General features: G+C 70.0%; 16 protein-coding genes and 1 other RNA gene. 8 read left to right on the forward strand and 9 right to left on the reverse strand.

Going from position 1 to position 16,964, the window contains the following annotated elements; translation table 11 throughout:
* Positions 1 to 180: 180 nt before the first annotated feature.
* The gene (locus tag MKK63_RS15535; RefSeq protein WP_244003252.1) at positions 181 to 1,932 is read right to left on the reverse strand and encodes a bifunctional protein-serine/threonine kinase/phosphatase; all 1,752 of its coding nucleotides are present in this window, start codon (positions 1,930 to 1,932) and stop codon (positions 181 to 183) included.
* Positions 1,929 to 3,476, reverse strand: a complete 1,548-nt coding sequence (locus MKK63_RS15540; protein ID WP_244003255.1) for a YifB family Mg chelatase-like AAA ATPase — start codon at positions 3,474 to 3,476, stop codon at positions 1,929 to 1,931. The genes MKK63_RS15535 and MKK63_RS15540 overlap by 4 nt, the downstream gene beginning before the upstream one ends.
* A gap of 138 nt (positions 3,477 to 3,614) precedes the next feature.
* Here MKK63_RS15540 and MKK63_RS15545 point away from each other — a divergent pair, with 138 nt between their 5' ends.
* From MKK63_RS15545 to MKK63_RS15560, 4 genes are all read left to right on the forward strand, one after another.
* Positions 3,615 to 3,890, forward strand: a complete 276-nt coding sequence (locus tag MKK63_RS15545; protein ID WP_244003257.1) for a PepSY domain-containing protein — start codon at positions 3,615 to 3,617, stop codon at positions 3,888 to 3,890.
* A 54-nt stretch (positions 3,891 to 3,944) separates the two neighbouring features.
* Positions 3,945 to 4,043, forward strand: an RNA gene (ffs, locus tag MKK63_RS15550) — signal recognition particle sRNA small type.
* 32 nt (positions 4,044 to 4,075) lie between these two features.
* Complete coding sequence (locus MKK63_RS15555; RefSeq protein WP_244003259.1) at positions 4,076 to 5,938, forward strand: DNA polymerase III subunit gamma/tau; 1,863 nt, start codon at positions 4,076 to 4,078, stop codon at positions 5,936 to 5,938.
* Between the two features lie 78 nt (positions 5,939 to 6,016).
* On the forward strand, positions 6,017 to 6,340 hold the full coding sequence (locus MKK63_RS15560) for a YbaB/EbfC family nucleoid-associated protein (protein ID WP_244003261.1): 324 nt from the start codon (positions 6,017 to 6,019) through the stop codon (positions 6,338 to 6,340).
* Between the two features lie 368 nt (positions 6,341 to 6,708).
* On the opposite strand, the gene MKK63_RS15565 is transcribed toward MKK63_RS15560, so the two are convergent.
* The 4 genes from MKK63_RS15565 to MKK63_RS15580 form a co-directional block, all read right to left on the reverse strand.
* On the reverse strand, positions 6,709 to 7,428 hold the full coding sequence (locus tag MKK63_RS15565) for a glutathione S-transferase family protein (RefSeq protein ID WP_244003263.1): 720 nt from the start codon (positions 7,426 to 7,428) through the stop codon (positions 6,709 to 6,711).
* Between the two features lie 33 nt (positions 7,429 to 7,461).
* Entirely contained in the window at positions 7,462 to 7,908 is a 447-nt protein-coding gene (locus tag MKK63_RS15570) for a hypothetical protein (RefSeq protein ID WP_244003265.1), read from the reverse strand.
* 239 nt (positions 7,909 to 8,147) lie between these two features.
* Entirely contained in the window at positions 8,148 to 10,031 is a 1,884-nt protein-coding gene (locus tag MKK63_RS15575) for a methylmalonyl-CoA mutase family protein (RefSeq protein WP_244003267.1), read from the reverse strand.
* Positions 10,032 to 10,455: 424 nt separating this feature from the next.
* Positions 10,456 to 11,259, reverse strand: a complete 804-nt coding sequence (locus MKK63_RS15580; protein ID WP_244003270.1) for an undecaprenyl-diphosphate phosphatase — start codon at positions 11,257 to 11,259, stop codon at positions 10,456 to 10,458.
* Positions 11,260 to 11,511: 252 nt separating this feature from the next.
* Between MKK63_RS15580 and MKK63_RS15585 the strand changes: the two genes are divergently transcribed.
* The 3 genes from MKK63_RS15585 (at position 11,512) to MKK63_RS15595 (ending at position 14,516) form a co-directional block, all read left to right on the forward strand.
* On the forward strand, positions 11,512 to 12,204 hold the full coding sequence (locus MKK63_RS15585) for a glutathione S-transferase family protein (protein WP_244003272.1): 693 nt from the start codon (positions 11,512 to 11,514) through the stop codon (positions 12,202 to 12,204).
* Positions 12,205 to 12,233: 29 nt separating this feature from the next.
* Complete coding sequence (gene queG / locus MKK63_RS15590; protein WP_279574689.1) at positions 12,234 to 13,451, forward strand: tRNA epoxyqueuosine(34) reductase QueG; 1,218 nt, start codon at positions 12,234 to 12,236, stop codon at positions 13,449 to 13,451.
* 201 nt (positions 13,452 to 13,652) lie between these two features.
* The gene (locus tag MKK63_RS15595) at positions 13,653 to 14,516 is read left to right on the forward strand and encodes an SDR family oxidoreductase (RefSeq protein WP_244003274.1); all 864 of its coding nucleotides are present in this window, start codon (positions 13,653 to 13,655) and stop codon (positions 14,514 to 14,516) included.
* Here MKK63_RS15595 and MKK63_RS15600 read toward each other — a convergent pair whose 3' ends face one another.
* Genes MKK63_RS15600 through MKK63_RS31710 form a run of 3 tightly spaced genes read right to left on the reverse strand, consistent with a single transcriptional unit; the run spans position 14,517 to position 16,335 of the window.
* Positions 14,517 to 15,341 (reverse strand): metal ABC transporter permease, encoded by an 825-nt coding sequence (locus tag MKK63_RS15600; RefSeq protein WP_244003348.1) that lies wholly within the window; start codon positions 15,339 to 15,341, stop codon positions 14,517 to 14,519.
* A gap of 47 nt (positions 15,342 to 15,388) precedes the next feature.
* Positions 15,389 to 16,204, reverse strand: a complete 816-nt coding sequence (locus MKK63_RS15605) for a metal ABC transporter ATP-binding protein (RefSeq protein WP_244003276.1) — start codon at positions 16,202 to 16,204, stop codon at positions 15,389 to 15,391.
* Entirely contained in the window at positions 16,201 to 16,335 is a 135-nt protein-coding gene (locus MKK63_RS31710) for a hypothetical protein (RefSeq protein WP_267426014.1), read from the reverse strand. The genes MKK63_RS15605 and MKK63_RS31710 overlap by 4 nt, the downstream gene beginning before the upstream one ends.
* A gap of 133 nt (positions 16,336 to 16,468) precedes the next feature.
* Between MKK63_RS31710 and MKK63_RS15610 the strand changes: the two genes are divergently transcribed.
* Positions 16,469 to 16,954, forward strand: coding sequence for a transcriptional repressor (locus tag MKK63_RS15610; protein WP_244003278.1), 486 nt, complete (start codon positions 16,469 to 16,471; stop codon positions 16,952 to 16,954).
* The last annotated feature ends 10 nt before the right edge of the window (positions 16,955 to 16,964 follow it).

Consider the following 16,964-nt stretch of genomic DNA (forward strand, 5'->3'; position numbering starts at 1 on the left):
GGGCTTGCCCGGGATCGCTCGAGCTTGCGGGGAGGAGCCGGAGGTGGGGGTGGTGCAGACGGCACCGTCACGCTCGATCCTGAACCACCCCCACCCCTAACCCCTCTCCGCAAGGGGGAGGGGAAACGCGCTTCTCTTGAAGGGCGTTGAGCTCCGGCTGAGAGGTCTAGATCCCTGCACTCATCTCGGCGCATGCGCGATCAGGACGCCCGCCAGCGTCAGCGCGACAATCCCCAAAACCAGCGACAGCAGCCGCCAGAACAGGAGCGGATCGCGCTCCAGCAGGGCCGGCCGGCGGGTGTCGGTGAAGGCCGGGTTCGGATGCCGTAGGTCATGCACGAATTCCGACAGCGTCGCGTAGCGCTTGAGCGGATCGGGATGCACCGCCTTACGCAGCGCGCCATCGACCCAGACCGGGAGCAGCGGCCGTACAGGGAGCGCCGAAGCGTAGCGCAGCCGGCGCTGGGCCGCGGCCGTGCGCGCCCGCGGCACCGCATCGCCGTAGGGCAACCGTCCGGTCAGCATCTGATAGGCGATGACGCCCACCGAGAACACGTCGGAAGCGGCCGTGGATGCGACACCCAAAAAACATTCCGGTGCCGTGTACTGCACCGTCCCGAGAATCTCGGCGGGATCGATCCGCGGATCGCCCTCGACGACGCCGGCGACATGGGTGGCGCCGAAATCGATCACCTGCACGATCCCGTTTGAGTCGATCAGGACGTTGTCGGGCCGGAGGTCCTGATGGACCATCTCCTTCCGGTGGAAGGCCTGCACGCCCTTGACGAGTTGCTCCACGAGGCCGCGCACATTCTCCAACTCCGGCAACGCGTGGTCCCGCATCCACTGGGTCAGCGTCTGACCCTCGACGTAGCGCATCACCGTGTAGAGGTGGCTGCGGCGGCGCGCCGGCGGATGGGCCTTGAGCACATGCGGGTTGTCGATCCGCCGGGCGATCCACTCCTCCAGTGCGACGCGTTTGCGCTGGGCCGGATCGTCGCGCAGATCGAGGGACAGCACCTTCAGGGCAACCCGACCCCCGGTCTCTCCGTCCTCCGCGAGATAGACCCGGCTGCGCGCACCGGAATGGAGGATCCGCAGGAGCCGGTAGCCGTCGAATTCGGCCGGCGGATCGAGCAGCGGTGCCGGATCGAGCCCCTCGACATCCCCAAGAAGGTCGGCGGCCTCGCCCTCCGGCACGGCATCGACCCGGACGATCTGGATCGTCAGGTTGTCCGGGCTGCCGGCCGCGAGGGCCGCCTCGACGATGGTCCGGGCTGCCGCGTCGAGATCGTCCGCGGCCATGATCGCGGCCACGATCTCCCGGGGACGGACGTGCTCGTGGACCCCGTCCGTCGTGAGCACGAAGATGTCGCCAGCCGCGATGGCGAGGTTCTGGTAGTCGATCTCCGCCCGGCCGGTCACGCCGAGCGCCCGGCCGAGATAGGACTCGGCGGCGGAAACCACCACGCGGTGATCCTCGGTGAGCTGTTCGAGGGACCGGCCCGAGACCCGGCAGATCCGGGCATCGCCGACATGGAAGATGTGGGCGCTCCGCCCCTTCAGGATCAGCGCGTCGAAGGTGGTGACGTAGCCGCGGTCGGCATCGTTGGGATCGAGGCCGCGCCGGGTCTGGGCGTAGAGCCAGGAATCGGCCGCCGCGATCACCCGCTGCGCGGCATTCTTCACCGACCACGTGTCGGGGGTGGCGTAATAGTCGCCGAGGAAGCTCTTGACCGCGGTCTCGCTCGCCGCCGCGCCGGCCGCGCTGCTGCTGATCCCGTCGGCGAGCGCCACCGCGATGCCTTTGAGGCCGAGGGCCGGCGGCGACGGCACCAGGGTGCCGTGGAAATCCTGGTTCTCGGCCTTGCGGCCGGCGGCGCTGTGCTGGCCGATCGTGACCGTGAGGGCGCTGTCCGGTTCCGCGCTCAAGCCGCCGCCGCCGCGCTGTCGCCCCGGCCCCGATAGGACAAGGCCTCGGCAAGGTGCAGCCGGCGGACCTGCGCCTCGCCGTCGAGGTCGGCCAGCGTCCGTGCGACGCGCAACGTGCGGTGGAAGCCGCGGGCCGAGAGCCGCATGCTCTCGGCCGCCTGCCGGATCAGCGCCGTACCATCCGCGTCTGGGCTCGCGACCTGTTCGATCAGGTTCGCCGGGCAGGTGGCGTTGGTGGTGGCCGCCGGCAGCCCGCGCTCGCCGAAACGCGCCGTCTGGAGGGCGCGGGCCGCGGCGACGCGGGCGGCCGCTTCACGCGATCCCTCCGCAGGCGGAGGCAGGATCAGGTCGGCCGCGGTGACCGCCGGCACCTCGATGCGCAGGTCGATCCGGTCGAGCAGCGGGCCGGAAATTCGCGCCTGATACTGGGCCATACAGCGATCGTTCGGCCCGCGCCGACAGGCATAGCCCGGCTCCAGGCCCTGCCCGCAGCGGCAGGGGTTCATGGCGGCGACCAGCTGGAAGCGGGCCGGATACGTCACCCGGTGATTGGCCCGGGCGATCATGACCTCGCCGGTTTCCATGGGCTGGCGCAGGCTGTCGAGCGCCTGGGGGTTGAACTCGGGCAATTCGTCGAGGAACAGCACCCCGCCATGGGCCAGCGACACCTCCCCCGGCCGTGCTCCGAGGCCGCCGCCGACCAGGGCCGCCATCGAGGCGGAGTGGTGCGGCTGCCGGAACGGCCGGCGGTTCGAGAGGGCGCCGTCCTTCAACGCGCCCGCCATCGACTGGATCATCGAGATGTCGAGCAGCTCGCGCGGCCCGAGCGGCCCGAGCGGCGGCAGGATCGAGGGCAGGCGGGTGGCCAGCATCGACTTGCCCGAGCCCGGCGGCCCGTTCATCAGCAGGTTGTGTCCCCCCGCCGCGGCGATCTCCAGGGCGCGCTTGGCGCCCTCCTGGCCCTTGATGTCGGCGAGATCCGGCAGGGGACCGGCCTGACCCGCCACCGAGGGTTCCGGCCGGGCCATGACCTGGCTGCCCTTGAAATGGTTGGCGAGCTGGATCAGCGAGCGCGGGGCCAGCACGTCGAGATCGCCCCCGGCCCAGGCGGCCTCCGGGCCGGTCGCCGCCGGGCAGATCAGCCCGAGCCCGCGCGCCGCCGCCGCGATGGCCGCCGGGAGCACGCCGTTCACCGCCGTGATGCTGCCGTCCAGCGCGAGTTCGCCGAGCACGCAATAGCCGCCGAGCGCGTCCGCCGGGATCGCGCCGATCGCCGCCATCACGCCGAGCGCGATCGGCAGGTCGTAATGCGAGCCTTCCTTGGGCAGGTCGGCCGGGGCGAGGTTGACGGTGATGCGCTTGGCCGGCAGCGCGAGGCCGGAGGCGATCAGTGCGCCGCGCACCCGCTCGCGGGATTCACCCACCGCCTTGTCGGGCAGGCCGACCACGTTGAACACCACCGAGCCCGGGATGATCTGGACCTGCACGTCCACCGCCCGCGCCTCGATGCCTTCGAAGGCCACGGTGGCGACGCGGGTGACCATAGGTGACGAATCCCCGACGCACGCAATGGCCTAGCTGTGCGGGAGAATCGCAAGGCGCTCAAGAGGATGTCCGGCCAAGCGGAACAGGACTGCCGCATTCCTGTTCAAACTCGACGATCAACCCGATGGAGAACGCCCATGCATCGCGCCACGCCCTTTCACGCCCTCGCGATTCTTGCCATCGCGATTCTGGCCGGCCTCGGCGTCGCCGCCCGGGCCGACGAAAAGCTGCCGCCCGATCAGCAGGCCAAGGTCGAGGCCATGCTCCGCCAGGAAGGCTTCACCAAGTGGGACGAGATCGAGCTCGACGACGGTATGATCGAGGTGGACGACGCCATCGATGCCAACGGCAAGACGTTCGACCTGAAGCTCGATCCGAAGACCCTCGCCATCGTGAAGCGCAAGGCCGAGTAGCCGGCGCAGAGAGGCGGCGCTTGCGTTCGAGGCACGGCCCGGCCATATAGCCGGCGGGGGGTTGGCGAGGGACGTTTCACTCGCCAACCGGGTCAGGTCCGGAAGGAAGCAGCCCTAACGAGACCGAGCGGGTCTTCGTCCAGCCTCCCACCTCATTCTCGCGCGGCAGCCCGATTCCGACCGGCATGGACGCTTCGACCGGCACGCCTGACGACGAGCCGGGCCTGCCCGGGTTTGCAGCCCCCGCCGCGGCGGCGGCGCCCTACCGGGTGCTCGCGCGCAAATACCGCCCCACCCATTTCGGCGACCTGATCGGCCAGGAGGCGATGGTCCGCACCCTCGCCAACGGGTTCGCGGCCAACCGCATCCCGCAGGCCTGGATGCTCACGGGCGTCCGCGGCGTCGGCAAGACCACGACGGCCCGCATCCTCGCCCGCGGCCTCAACTACGCCCTCGCCGGCCAGCCCGAGACCGGCCCGACCGTGTCGATGCCGGAACTCGGCCTGCACTGCGCGGCCATCATGGAATCCCGGCACATGGACGTGCTGGAGATGGATGCCGCCTCGCATACCGGCATCGACGACGTGCGCGCGATCATCGACGGCATCCGCTACGGACCGGTCTCGGCGCGCTACAAGGTCTACATCGTCGACGAGGTCCACATGCTCTCCGAGAAGGCGTTCAACGCCTTCCTGAAGACGCTGGAGGAGCCGCCGCCCCACGCGAAATTCGTGTTCGCCACCACGGAGATCCGCAAGGTCCCGGTGACGATCCTGTCCCGCTGCCAGCGGTTCGACCTGCGCCGGGTCGAGGCGCCGGTGCTCCACGCGCATCTCGCGAAGGTCTGCGCCGCCGAGCGGGTCGAGGCGGAGGAGGAGGCTTTGGGCGCGATCGTGCGCGCCGCGGAAGGCTCCGTGCGCGATGCGCTCTCGCTCCTCGATCAGGCCATCGCGCACGGGGCCGGGGCCGTCACCGCGCAGAGCGTGCGCGACATGCTGGGTCTGGCCGACCGTGCCCGCATCCTCGACCTGTTCGAGGCTGTGATGCGCGGCTCCGTGCCGGCGGCTTTCTCGGAGCTGCGCGCGCAGTACGATGCTGGCGCCGACCCGTCGGTGGTGCTCTCGGACCTCGCGGCCTTCACGCATCTCGTGACCCGCCTGAAGGTGGTGCCCGAAACCGCCCAGGATCCCACGCTCAGCGAGACCGAGCGCGTCCGCGGCGGCGCGTTCGCCGAAAAGCTCTCGATCCGCGCCCTGTCGCGGGCGTGGCAGATCCTGCTCAAGGCGATCCCCGAGGTGCAGGCCGCGCCGCGCCCCCTGGCGGCGGCCGAGATGGCGATCGTGCGCCTCGCCTACGCGGCCGACCTGCCGACACCGGACGAGGCCCTGCGCCAGCTCAAGGCCGACGCCGCCGCAGCGCCCGCCGACGAGCCGCCGGCACTGGCGCGCCCGGCGCTGCCGCCGATCCCGGACCTGCGCGGCGGCGGTTCGGCGGCTCTGGCGGCCTCCCCCCGGACGATAGCGGCGGAACCGATCCTCGAGGCTGCTCCGGTTGCGATGGCCGCGCCCGTCGCGCCACCCGCCCCCGTCGCGCCGCCAGCGCCGCGGCTCGGCCGGTTCGAGGATCTGATCGCGCTGGCGGATGCCAATCGCGATATCCTGCTGCGGACGGCGCTTGAACGGGATGTCCATCTGGTGCGCTTCGAGGAGGGGCGGATCGAGTTCCGCCTCGCTCAAGGGGGGCGGGCGAGCCTCGCCACCGACCTCGCGGCCGCGATCGAGCGTTGGACCGGCCGGCGTTGGGTCGTCGCGCTCTCGAAGGAGGCGGGCGAGCCGACCCGCGATGCGGCGGCCCGGGCCGTGGTCGAGACCCGCCGGGAGAACGCCGCCGCCGATCCGTTCGTGCGCGAGGTGCTGACGCGCTTTCCCGGCGCCGAGATCGTCGACGTGCGCGACACCGCCGCCGAGGCTTTGCCCACCCCCGAGCAGGAGATCCTCGGCGAGGGCGACGCCGCCCGGGTGGATGAGCTCGAGGACGACGAAAGCTGATGCTCCAGCCCGGCCATCGCTGGCGGGCCGGGCGGCGCGTACCCAGATCAGACGACGACAGAACGGGGAGGGATCCGCATGCGTGACCTAATGGGCATCATGAAGCAGGCCCAGGCCATGCAGGAGAAGATGGCCAACCTGCAGGCCGAGATGGATCAGATCGAAGTCACCGGCGCCTCTGGCGGTGGCTCGGTCCGGGTCACCATGACGGCCAAGGGCCAGATGAAGGGGATCACGATCGATCCGTCCCTGATGGTGCCCGACGAGCGCGAGATCCTGGAGGATCTAGTGGTGGCGGCCTGCAACGATGCCCGCGGCAAGGCGGAAGCGACGATGCAGGAGCACATGGCCGAGCTGACCAAGGGTCTGCCCCTGCCGCCCGGGATGAAGCTGCCGTTCTGAGCGGTGTCTGTTCGGTCGATAAATGGCGCCATGGGCGACGCATCTCCATCACCATAATGGGCGATGGGGCGACACAGATTTGAGGTTCCAGCGGGCTCACGCGTCGGTTTGAACAGGCGCGTATCCCCTCTCGCGAGCGCGAGAGGGACAGGGTCCAGAACTTTCAGGAAAAGACAGCACCTGAACGCGCGTCGATGACGTGCCTTATGCAGAGCGTTCTCGTCCCTCACCCCAACCCTTTCCCGCACGGGAGAGGGGGCCTGTCGCGCTCAGCCATGAGCCGTGGGCCTCAAACCTGCTTAGCCAGAGGCAAGGTGCAGGTCACATTCGGATCGCCCTATCTCGCAGACAGTCAGAGCCAGGACGCGCTAGCCGTCGAGTTCGGGATAGCGTCGGAAGATACCGTCCTCGTTGAACGGGATCCGGCGCTCGCTCGCCAGATAGGCGGCGATCCGCGGGCGTTGCGCCACGGTGTCGTGCAGCCGCTCCACAGAGGGCGCAGCCTGTAGCGCCGCCGATGTCGCTCTCGGGAAGGCGTAGTGCAGCCCGTCGACGAGCTGAAACAGCGACAGGTCGGCATAGGTCAGATCCGCGCCGACCAGGTGCGCACCGCCATTGGCGGCCAGAACGCGCTCGAAATAACTGAAGAACTTCGGCATCCGGGTCGTCCGGAACCCGGCCGCCCGGCGCAGGGCCTCGGGCTTCTGATCGGTGTAATAGAGATCGACGCCGAGCGGATGGTGGGTGTCGTGCACCTCGTCCACGGCATCCGCGATGGTGAGCTGGAGTTGGTGCGTCCAGATCCGGTCCCGCTCGCCGGTGCCCGCCAGCCCGAGGCGCTGGCCAAGATGCAGCAGGATCGCGGCCGTCTGTCCGATGACGCGATCACCGTCGCGCAGGACGGGCGGCGCGAAGGGCGGGCGTGGGTTCGCAGGGTCCGACAGGCGATCCAGCATCGGACCGATTCCACCGGCATCGTCGTCCTGGCGCGCGACGTCGACGTAGTCGGCGCCCGCTTCTTCCAGGGCGAGGCGGACGAACTCGCCGCGCCCCTGGATCATCGGCCAGTAGTGAAGCTCGTAGGGCATCGCCGACTCGCTTCCAACCTGAGAGGTGCCGGCTCAGTTGCCTGCGGCACTGTCCTCGGCGGTCCTATCGACCGGCGGCTCGGCGCTGGCGACGGCCTTGTGGAGCAGCATCGGCTGGAGCCGCTCGGCGAGCTGCTGGTCGAGGTGCTTGACGTAGGCACTCTTGAAGTAGCGTTCGCCGGTCTTCGCTCCGTAGAGCCGGTCATGCGCCTGGATCATCGCGGCGACCTCCGGGCGACACAGGAAGCCCGTGATGCCCACGGCCTCGAACCAGCGGCCGGCCCGCGCCTCGGCGGTGGCCTTGGGGTTCGACAGGACCGTATCGGCGAAGCAAACCGTCGCCGCCTGCCGCAGCGGAGCCAGCGTCTTCTCGGCCTCGGCCTGGTTCAACGTCGGTGCGGCCGGGTGTCGATGCGGACGCGCCTGCGCCGTCGAGACGAACGCGAGGAGGGTGAGGGACGCGAGGATCGAAGTTTTCATGCGGCGGCCTCGTCGGTGATCCGAACCGCGTTCAGCATTCCCTCATGATTGCGTCGGGAACGCGGCTGGCTCGGCATTCGCGCAGCCGCATTTCGGACCGGAGCGCGATCGTTCCATGACACGAGGTCGCAGCCTCGTCCGAGGCGCCCGCGCTCCGATGGCCGCGGTATTCGCGTGTGCCGGCCCCGAACCCGTCCCAGCCGAGCCGCCTGCGCAGCGTTGTGGGAACGGCGCCGGGATCAGGCAGTCCGCGACGGCGGCCTCATGGCCGTGCGCAAAGCCCCATTCAGCACGGTGAGCAGGTCGCACCCGGCATGCAGGAAGGTCTGCACGCCCGCCTGCTTCAGCGGCTCGGCCAGATCAGCCGGTTTTCCGGCGAGGTAGATCACGCCCGCGCCGGCCCGCGCCAAGGCCTCCGCGGTCTCGACCGCGCGTTCGGCATAGATCGCGTCGGTCGAGCAGATGCAGGCGAGCGGAACTCCGGATTCCCGGAACGCCACCGCTGCGGATTCGGCATCGGGGAAGCCGTCATTCGACAGGGCTTCGATACCGCCGGCCGCGAACGCGTTGGCCGCGAAGGTCGCCCGGGCGTTGAACGCCGCCACCGAACCCAGATTGGCCAGGAACACGGCCGGCCGGCGGCCGGTCGAGGCGTGATAGGCGTCGGAGGCGTCGCGCAGGGCCTCGTAGGGTTCCGCGAGGCGCTGGGACGGCAGGGCATCGCAGGCGACCGCCGAACCGGGCCCGAAATTGGACCCCTGGGGTGGCGCGACCTTCGGCACGTCGAGCACCGTGACCGGCTTCTCGGCGAGGTTCGGAAATTCGCTGGCGCCGGTGAGCGCTTCCCGGCGGGTCGCCACGGCTTTCGCGCGCGTCTCGCGGATCGCTTCGATCCGCCGCTGCAGCTTGCCGACGCTGAGGGAGGCGACGATGCCGCCCTCGGCCTCGATCGCCTGGAACGCCGCCCAGGCGGCCTCGGCGATCCCCGCGGTCAGCGCCTCGAACCCACCGGCGCCCGCCGCAGGATCGCTGACGCGGGCGAGGTGCGATTCTTCGAGCAACACGATCTGGCTGTTGCGCCCCACGCGCCGGGCGAAGGCATCCGGCAGCCCGAGCGCCTGCGTGTAGGGCAGGACCGCGACGCTGTCGGCGCCGCCCATCCCGGCTGAGGCCGCCGCCATTCCGGTGCGCAGGATGTTCACGAACGGATCGCGCTTGGTCATCATCCGCCACGCGGTCTCTGCGTGGAGACGCAGCGGCTTCGGCGCAAGCCCGCAGGCCTGCTCGACCCGCGCCCAGAGGCGCCGCAGCGCGCGGAACTTCGCGACCGTGACGAACTCGTCGGCATCGGCCGCCAGCAGGACCGCGATGCGCGAACGGGCCGTGTCGAGGTCGTGTCCGGCCGCTTCGAGGGCGCGGAGATACGTCACCGCGGTGGCGAGCACGGCCCCCAGCTCCGCCGCCTCGCCGGCCCCGGCCTCGTGATACGGGCGCCCATCGGCCAGGAAGGCCCGGCCGCGGAAACCCGCCGTCTCCAGCTCCGCCGCGATCCCGGCCAGCCGCGGAGCGATCTCGCTCCAGACGGCGCCCAGGCCGCCGGTCGCCGCCAGCACGCCGACGGGATCGATCCCGAGATCGACATCGTAGGTCGACAAATCCTCGCCGCGCCGCTCGGCCAGCGCCTTGACGAGGTGGGCCGCTTCGAGCCCCCGGCTGCCGGCATCCACGCGCAGGTTGATCAGGGGCAGCATCACGCCCGTCAGCGCGGCGTCGAGGTCGTCGACGCTTGCAACCGTCAGTCCATAGCCGCGTGCCCCTGGGGCGCCCGCAAAGGCCAGGACAAGCGCGTCCGCGCCGCCTTCGAGATCGGTCAGCGCCTGGGCGTTGGCGGCGGCGATAGCCGGATGATCCATCCGCTGGGCGATCCGCCACGGACCGGGCTCGCGCACCGGTTGGGCGACCGGCGCCGCCGGGCTGTAGAGCGGCTCGATCCGGAGCCCATCCGCCGTCCGGGAGACCAGCCGTTTCTCGAAATCGGCGCCCTTCAGGACGCCTTCGACGAGGCCGAGCCAGCGCGCCCGGTCTGCGGGCTCGAAGAGATCGGCGAGCGGTCTGTCTTCCATCGGATCGTCCCAGAACGCGGCGTCTAGTGCGCCGCTTCCAGGGGTTTGCCTCGCATGCCGCCTCGCCGGTGGCAATCGCCCGATGGTTGAGGAAAGCTTGAGCCCGGCGTGAGCGGGTTTTGAAGTGCGCGGAGACTAGCCGCCGAGGCGACGAGACTCACACTGACGCGTCTGCGTCCAATATCCTGAAAAAGGCGTGCACTACATCCCCGCCGGGACTGCACGGGTTTGAGCCGCGGCTTGTCACAGAGCGTGACTTTCCCCCCTCTCCCGCTCGGGAGAGAGGGGACCCGCGCCCTTTCAAGCCGACGTGTGAGCTCCCCGAGATCGCACATCGATCACGCCTGACACAGCAAGGGGCCGGAGAGAGCAGTCCGGCCGACGATTTGCGGGCATCGGCCGAAGCAAGGCACGCGAAGAACGATCAACCGAAAATGATCAATCCCGCAAAACCCAGTGCGCCGACGATGATCCGCCACCATGCGAACAGCCAGAAGCCGTGCCGGGAGACGTAATCGAGCAGCAGCCGCACCACGAGCAGCGCCGAGACGAACGAGACGACGAAGCCGATCGCGATCAGGCCGACATCGTCGCTCGACAGGTATTTGTAATTGTCCAGCAGATCCTTGGCGAAGGCGCCCGCCATGGTGGGCATGGCGAGGTAGAACGAGAACTCGGTGGCCGAGCGCTTGTCGGCCCCCATCAGCATCGCCCCCACGATGGTGGCGCCGGAGCGCGACACGCCGGGGATCATCGCGAGGCACTGGAAGATGCCGATCTTCAGATCCATCGGCAGCGAGAAGTCGTAGACATCGGTCTTGCGCACCTTCAGGTCGGTGTCGTCGATGACGAGCAGCACGAGGCCGCCCGCCACCAGGGTCGCGCAGACGATCCAGGGGTTGAACAGATACGCCTTGATCACCTTCGAGAAGAGGCCGCCGATGATCGCCGCCGGCAGGAACGCCACCAGGATGCCCAGCACGAAGCGGCGGGCCTTGGGATCGTTCGGCAGCGCGGTGGCGATGCCCAGCAGGCGGCGGAAATAGACCAGCAGGATCGCCAGGATCGCGCCGAGCTGGATCAGCACCTCGAAGGTGTTGTTGGGCGAGTGGAACCCGATGAAATGGCCGACCAGCAGCTGGTGCCCCGTGGAGGAGACCGGGATGAACTCGGTCGCGCCCTCAACCACCGCGAGCAGGACTGCCTTGCCGATGCTGACCGGATCCATCGTCACGTCCTGCTGCCGCGGGCGCGCGCCGGCCCGTGCCGAGCAGGTCGCGCCATCTAAGGGTTGGCCGGAGGGTTCGCCCATCAGGATTGACGGGCGGTTACCGATACCGGCTGCGCGTGTTAAGGGCTCGGCAACGGTCGGGCAATAACGCTCGGTCCGAAGTCCTGCGCGCCGAAGTCCTGCGCTTCAGGACCCTCGCCGAGCGCGGGACCGACCGCGCTGCCCGACCGAACGTCCCAAACGGCCTCGATGGCGACCCTCTACCACTTCCCCTTCTGCGCGAATTCCCGGTTCATCCGTCTCGTCCTCGCCGAGATGGGCATGGAGCCGACTCTGTTCGAGGAACGGCCCTGGGAGCGCCGGGATGACTTCCTGCTGATCAATCCGGCGGGCGTGACGCCCGTGCTGCTGGAGCAGAACGGCCTCGTGGTGCCCGGCGCGGGCGTGATCGCCGAATACCTCGATGAGACCCGCGGGCTCGGCCTCACCGGGCGTCGCCTGTTGCCGGACGATACCGTGGAGCGGGTCGAGGTGCGGCGGCTGCTCGACTGGTTCCTGGTGAAGTTCGAATCGGAGGTGACGGGTTACCTCGTCAACGAGAAGATCTCGAAGCGCTTCATGGCGTCCAACCAGGGCGGCGGTCCGCCCGACATGAACGCGATCCGGGCCGCACGGGCCAATGTCCGCTATCATCTCAAATATATCGGCTACCTGATCGCTCGCCGCCGCTGGATCGCGGGCGACAACCTGACCTATGCCGACCTCGCGGCGGCTGCCCATCTCTCCTGCGTCGATTATCTCGGCGACGTGCCCTGGGACGAGGACGAGATGGCCCGGAACTGGTACGCCCGGGTGAAGTCGCGGCCCTCGTTCCGGGGCCTGCTCGCCGACCGGGTCGCCGGCATGCCGCCCGCCGCCCACTACGCGGATCTGGATTTCTGAGCCCCAGGCGGACTCATATCGGCGCCGACCTGCGCCGCCTCGTCGAGACCCGAGCCCGGTCGCTGGGCTTCTGCGGCCTGCGCGTCACCCGGCCCGACCGCCTGCCGGATATGCCCGATCGCCTCGCGACCTGGCTCGCCGCGGGCGCCCACGGCACCATGGACTGGATGGCCGAGCGGGCCGACCAGCGCGCCCGTCCGACCGGCCTGTGGCCGGGCCTGCGCAGCATCCTGATCCTGGCCATGAGCTACCGGCCCGAGCACGATCCGCTGGCCCTGGTGGCGCAAACGGAGCGCGGCGCGGTCGCCGCTTATGCCCAGCGACGGGATTATCACGAGGTTTTGAAGGGCAAGCTCAAAGAACTCGGCGGGTATCTGTCCGCCAAGGGTGATGTCCGGGTGAAGGTCTTCTGCGACACCGCACCGGTCATGGAGAAGACGCTGGCCGAGGCCGCCGGGCTCGGCTGGCAGGGCAAGCACACGGTGCTGATCTCCCACGAGCACGGCAACTGGCTCCTGCTCGGGGCGATCTACACGAGTGCGGAGTTCGAACCCGACACGCCCGGCCGCGACCATTGCGGCTCCTGCCGCGCCTGTCTCGATATCTGCCCGACGGACGCGTTTCCCGCACCCTACCGCCTCGATGCGCGGCGCTGCATCTCGTACCTGACCATCGAGCATGCCGGCCCGATCCCCGCGGCGCTCCGCCCGGCCATCGGCAACCGGGTGTTCGGCTGCGACGATTGCCTCGCGGTCTGCCCGTGGAACAAGTTCGCCCGCACGGCCGCCGAAACCCGTCTTTCCGCCCGGGCCGACCTCGCCGCGCCGCGTCTTGCGGATCTCGCGGGCCTCGACGATGCGGCGTTCCGGAGCCTGTTCGCCGGCACGCCGGTCAAGCGGACCGGCCGCGACCGCTTTCTGCGCAACGTGATGATCGCGATCGGCAATGCCGGGTCGCCCGAGCTGGCCGAGATGGCGATCGCACGGCTTGCCGATGCTTCGCCGCTGGTGCGCGGCATGGCAGTCTGGGCCTGCGGGCAGTTGCTGGAGCCGGGGGCGGTCCGGGCCCTGCATCGCCTGTACGGGCTTGGCGAGTCGGATGCCCATGTCCGTGAGGAGTGGGAGGCCGTAATCGGCGCGACCGAGGACGGCTTCGGTTCGATGCGCGACGATCATGACCGAGCGCGGCGCGCCCCCTCTCCCGTGCGGGAGAGGGCTGGGGTGAGGGACGAGAAGGTGCAGGATTGATCGCGCTTGCGAGGCGCGGTTGGGGCGTGCCTCATTCGGACAGTTCTCATCCCTCACCCTGCTTTCTGCGAAAGCAGACCTCTCCCGCACGGGAGAGGGAACCCGCGCCCTTCCAAGCCGACGGATCGGAGCGCCAGCCCATCAAGACAGAGTCGCCATTCGCGGCTTGACGGGAGCCGGCCCCGGCGAGACATCCGGCGCATGAATCTCTTCGTCTTCGGCCTGGGCTTCACCGGTGGCCGCTTCGCCGAGCGCGCGCGCGACCGGTTCGACACCGTCCGCGCCACCGTTACCGAACCCGCGGCGGCCGAGCGCCTCGCGGCGGAGACCGGTTTCGCCATGCGCGCCTTCGGACCCCGGGCCGACGATCCGCGCATCGCCGCCGATCTCGCCGAGACCGACGTGCTCCTCGTCTCGGCGCCCCCCGGCGAGCACGGCGACCCCGTGCTCAACCGCTACGAAGAGGCGATCAAGGCGAGCCGGATCGGCTGGATCGGCTACCTGTCGACCATCGGGGTCTATGGCGATCAGCAGGGCGCCTGGATCGACGAGGCCACCCCCGCCGACCCCCGCAGCACCCGCTCGAAGGTCCGGCTCGACGCCGAGGCGGCGTGGCTGGCGCTCGGTGCCGCCACCGGCAAGGCGGTGCAGATCTTCCGCCTGTCGGGCATCTACGGGCCGGGGCGCAACCCGATCGTCAAGCTGCGCGAGGGGCGGTCCCAGCGAATCGTGAAGGCCGGCCAAGTCTTCAACCGTGTCCACGTCGACGATATCGCCACGACGCTGCTGGCCTCGATCGACCGGCCCCGGGCCGGGGCGATCTACAACGTCACCGATGACGAGCCGACCGCGCCCCAGACGGTCACCGAGCATGCCGCCGCCCTGACCGGGCTGCCGCTGCCCCCGGTAATCGATTTCGAGACCGCCGACCTCTCGCCGATGGCGCGAAGCTTCTACGGCGAGAACAAGCGCGTGCGGAACCGGCTGATCCGCGCGGAACTCGGCGTCGATCTCGCCTTTCCGACCTACCGCGAGGGTCTTGCGGCGCTGAAGGACCAGTCCTGATCAGGCTTCGAGGTGGCGCGGCCGGATGAGGCGGCGGAGCAGCCCGCCGCGCGGACCGGCCAGCATCGAGGCCAGGTAGAGCGCCCCGGCGGCCAGCACGATGGCCGGACCACTCGGCAGGTCGTATTGATACGACAGGCTGAGCCCTGAGACGCTCGCGAGCGCCGCGATCAGCATCGAGACCGGGATGAGCCCGCCGAGATCGCGAGCCCAGAACCGGGCCGCCACCGCCGGGAGCAGCATCAGCCCGACCGCCAGCAGGGTCCCCAGGGCTTGGAACCCGCCCACGAGGTTGATCACCACCAGGGCCAGGAAGGCGAGATGGACCGGGCCGCCACTGCGGCTCACCGTGCGCAGGAACAGCGGATCGACGCATTCCATCACCAGCGGCCGATAGATCACCGCGAGCGCCACCAGGGTCAGGGTGCTGATGCCGCCGAGCAGCCACAGGGCAGCATCGTCCAACGCCAGGACCGAGCCGAACAGGAAATGCATCAGGTCGATCTGCGAGCCGCGCAGCGAGACCAGCAGCACACCGCCCGCCAGGGAGATCAGGTAGAAGGCCGCGAGGTTGGCGTCCTCCCGCACCGTCGTGACGCGGGTAACGGCGCCCGCGAGCAGCGCCACTGCAAGGCCTGCGACGAGGCCGCCGAGCGTCATCGCCGGGAGCGACAGCCCGGCGACCAGGAAGCCGGCGGCGGCACCGGGCAGGATGGCGTGGCTCATGGCGTCGCTCATCAGGCTCATCCGGCGCAGCGTCAGGAACACGCCCACGGGCGGCGCCGAGACGGACAGCGCAAGGCAGCCCGCCAGCGCCCGGCGCATGAAGCCGAATTCCACGAACGGCGCGACCAGGGACCCGAACGGATCGATCACGCGGCGTCCTCGTGGTGATGATGGCCGTGCGTGCCGTGATCATGCGCCGCATGGTCGTGGGCAGCTTCGGCCCGCGGCCCGGCGCAGATCGGAGCGCCCTCGTCCCACGCCTCGGAGAGGTTGCGGGCGCGGGCGAGGTTCTCGGATGTCAGCACCCGGGCCGTGGGCCCCCAAGCGATGGGCTCGCGCGCCAGGAGCAGCGTCGCCGGGAAATGCGCGCGCACCTGCGCGAGGTCGTGCAGCGCCGCGACGATCGTGCGGCCCTCCGCGTGCCAGGTTCGGATCAGCACCAGCAGATCGTCCACGGTTCGGTTGTCGATCCCGGTGAACGGTTCGTCGAGGAGGATCACGGAGCAATCCTGGAGGATCAGCCGGGCGAACAGGGCGCGGCGGAACTGCCCGCCCGAGAGCGTGCCGATCGGCCGTGCCTCGAACCCGGCGAGGCCGACCGCCGCGAGCGCGGCCTCGACGGCGCCCCGCTGCCGGATGAGGCTTCGCCACGCGCCGGCGCGCCGCCAGAGGCCCATCCCGGCCAGGTCCAGCACGCTCAGCGGGAAGCTGCGGTCGATCTCGTCGGCCTGCGGCATATAGGCGACGGCGGCGCTGCGCTCGATGCGCCCGTCGAGGCAGGGGATCTCCCCGGCCATACCCTTGAGCAGCGTCGACTTGCCGGCCCCGTTCGGCCCGACCAGGGCCAGCAGGTCGCCGGCGCGCACGGTCCCGTCGAGGTGGTGGATGGCCGGATGCCGATCGTAGCCGAGGGTCAGGCCGACGAGGCGAATGGGATCCTGGATTTGCGACCCGGAACTCATGTCGCCAGCGCCCAGGCGATCGTCAGCCAGACCAGAGCGGAGAGGCCGCCGGCGAGCGCCAGGCGCGGGCCGATCCCGCTCTGGAACAGGGATCGCCGGGCCGCGCGTCTGATACGGGAACTGGTGGGCAAGGCGTCCTCGTCGCGCGCGGGCCGGCGCGGGGCGGGTGCGCGGAATGTGCGGGAGACTGGTGCGGTCCGGTCTGGCGGTGATACACTGTAACAAACCCGCGGGACAACCTGCGGATCTGTGATGGGAGCCATCATGCACCGCCACGAGGGGCACGACGCGTGTCGGTCCGACGCCCCCGATATGCTCGCCCGGGCGGAGGCCCTCTGCCGCGAACGCGGGCTGCAGTTCACGCCGCTGCGCCGCGACGTGCTGGAAGCGGTGGCCGAGTCCGACAAGGCGCAGGGCGCCTACGACATCGCCGAGCGCCTCAGCGTACCGGGCAAGCGCGTGGCGCCGGTCTCGGTCTATCGCGCCCTCGATTTCCTGATGGAGCAGGGGCTGGTTCACCGGATCGCCAGCCGCAACGCCTTCATCCCCTGCGCGCACGGCCACGCCCCCGGGGAGGGGGTCATCTTCCTGATCTGCCGCAGCTGCGGCGCGGTCGACGAGGCCTCCTCGGCGGATGTGGAAGGCGGCCTCGAGCGGACGCTGGAGCGGGCCGGCTTCACCCCGACCCACAGTATCCTGGAGGTCGAGGGCGATTGCGGCGCCTGCCGAAAGCGGGCGCGCACGCCCTGACCGTGCCCCC

Source organism: Methylobacterium sp. J-088 (genome assembly GCF_022829295.1).
Classification (GTDB): Bacteria; Pseudomonadota; Alphaproteobacteria; order Rhizobiales; family Beijerinckiaceae; genus Methylobacterium.

Coding starts and splice junctions, on each gene's coding strand:
- MKK63_RS15540 (WP_244003255.1), bottom strand. CDS start 3,476: ATGGTCACCCGCGTCGCCACCGTGGCCTTCGAAGGCATCGAGGCGCGG.
- MKK63_RS15545 (WP_244003257.1), top strand. CDS start 3,615: ATGCATCGCGCCACGCCCTTTCACGCCCTCGCGATTCTTGCCATCGCG.
- MKK63_RS15555 (WP_244003259.1), top strand. CDS start 4,076: ATGGACGCTTCGACCGGCACGCCTGACGACGAGCCGGGCCTGCCCGGG.
- MKK63_RS15560 (WP_244003261.1), top strand. CDS start 6,017: ATGCGTGACCTAATGGGCATCATGAAGCAGGCCCAGGCCATGCAGGAG.
- MKK63_RS15565 (WP_244003263.1), bottom strand. CDS start 7,428: ATGCCCTACGAGCTTCACTACTGGCCGATGATCCAGGGGCGCGGCGAG.
- MKK63_RS15570 (WP_244003265.1), bottom strand. CDS start 7,908: ATGAAAACTTCGATCCTCGCGTCCCTCACCCTCCTCGCGTTCGTCTCG.
- MKK63_RS15575 (WP_244003267.1), bottom strand. CDS start 10,031: ATGGAAGACAGACCGCTCGCCGATCTCTTCGAGCCCGCAGACCGGGCG.
- MKK63_RS15580 (WP_244003270.1), bottom strand. CDS start 11,259: ATGGATCCGGTCAGCATCGGCAAGGCAGTCCTGCTCGCGGTGGTTGAG.
- MKK63_RS15585 (WP_244003272.1), top strand. CDS start 11,512: ATGGCGACCCTCTACCACTTCCCCTTCTGCGCGAATTCCCGGTTCATC.
- MKK63_RS15595 (WP_244003274.1), top strand. CDS start 13,653: ATGAATCTCTTCGTCTTCGGCCTGGGCTTCACCGGTGGCCGCTTCGCC.
- MKK63_RS15600 (WP_244003348.1), bottom strand. CDS start 15,341: ATGCGCCGGGCGCTGGCGGGCTGCCTTGCGCTGTCCGTCTCGGCGCCG.
- MKK63_RS15605 (WP_244003276.1), bottom strand. CDS start 16,204: ATGAGTTCCGGGTCGCAAATCCAGGATCCCATTCGCCTCGTCGGCCTG.
- MKK63_RS15610 (WP_244003278.1), top strand. CDS start 16,469: ATGCACCGCCACGAGGGGCACGACGCGTGTCGGTCCGACGCCCCCGAT.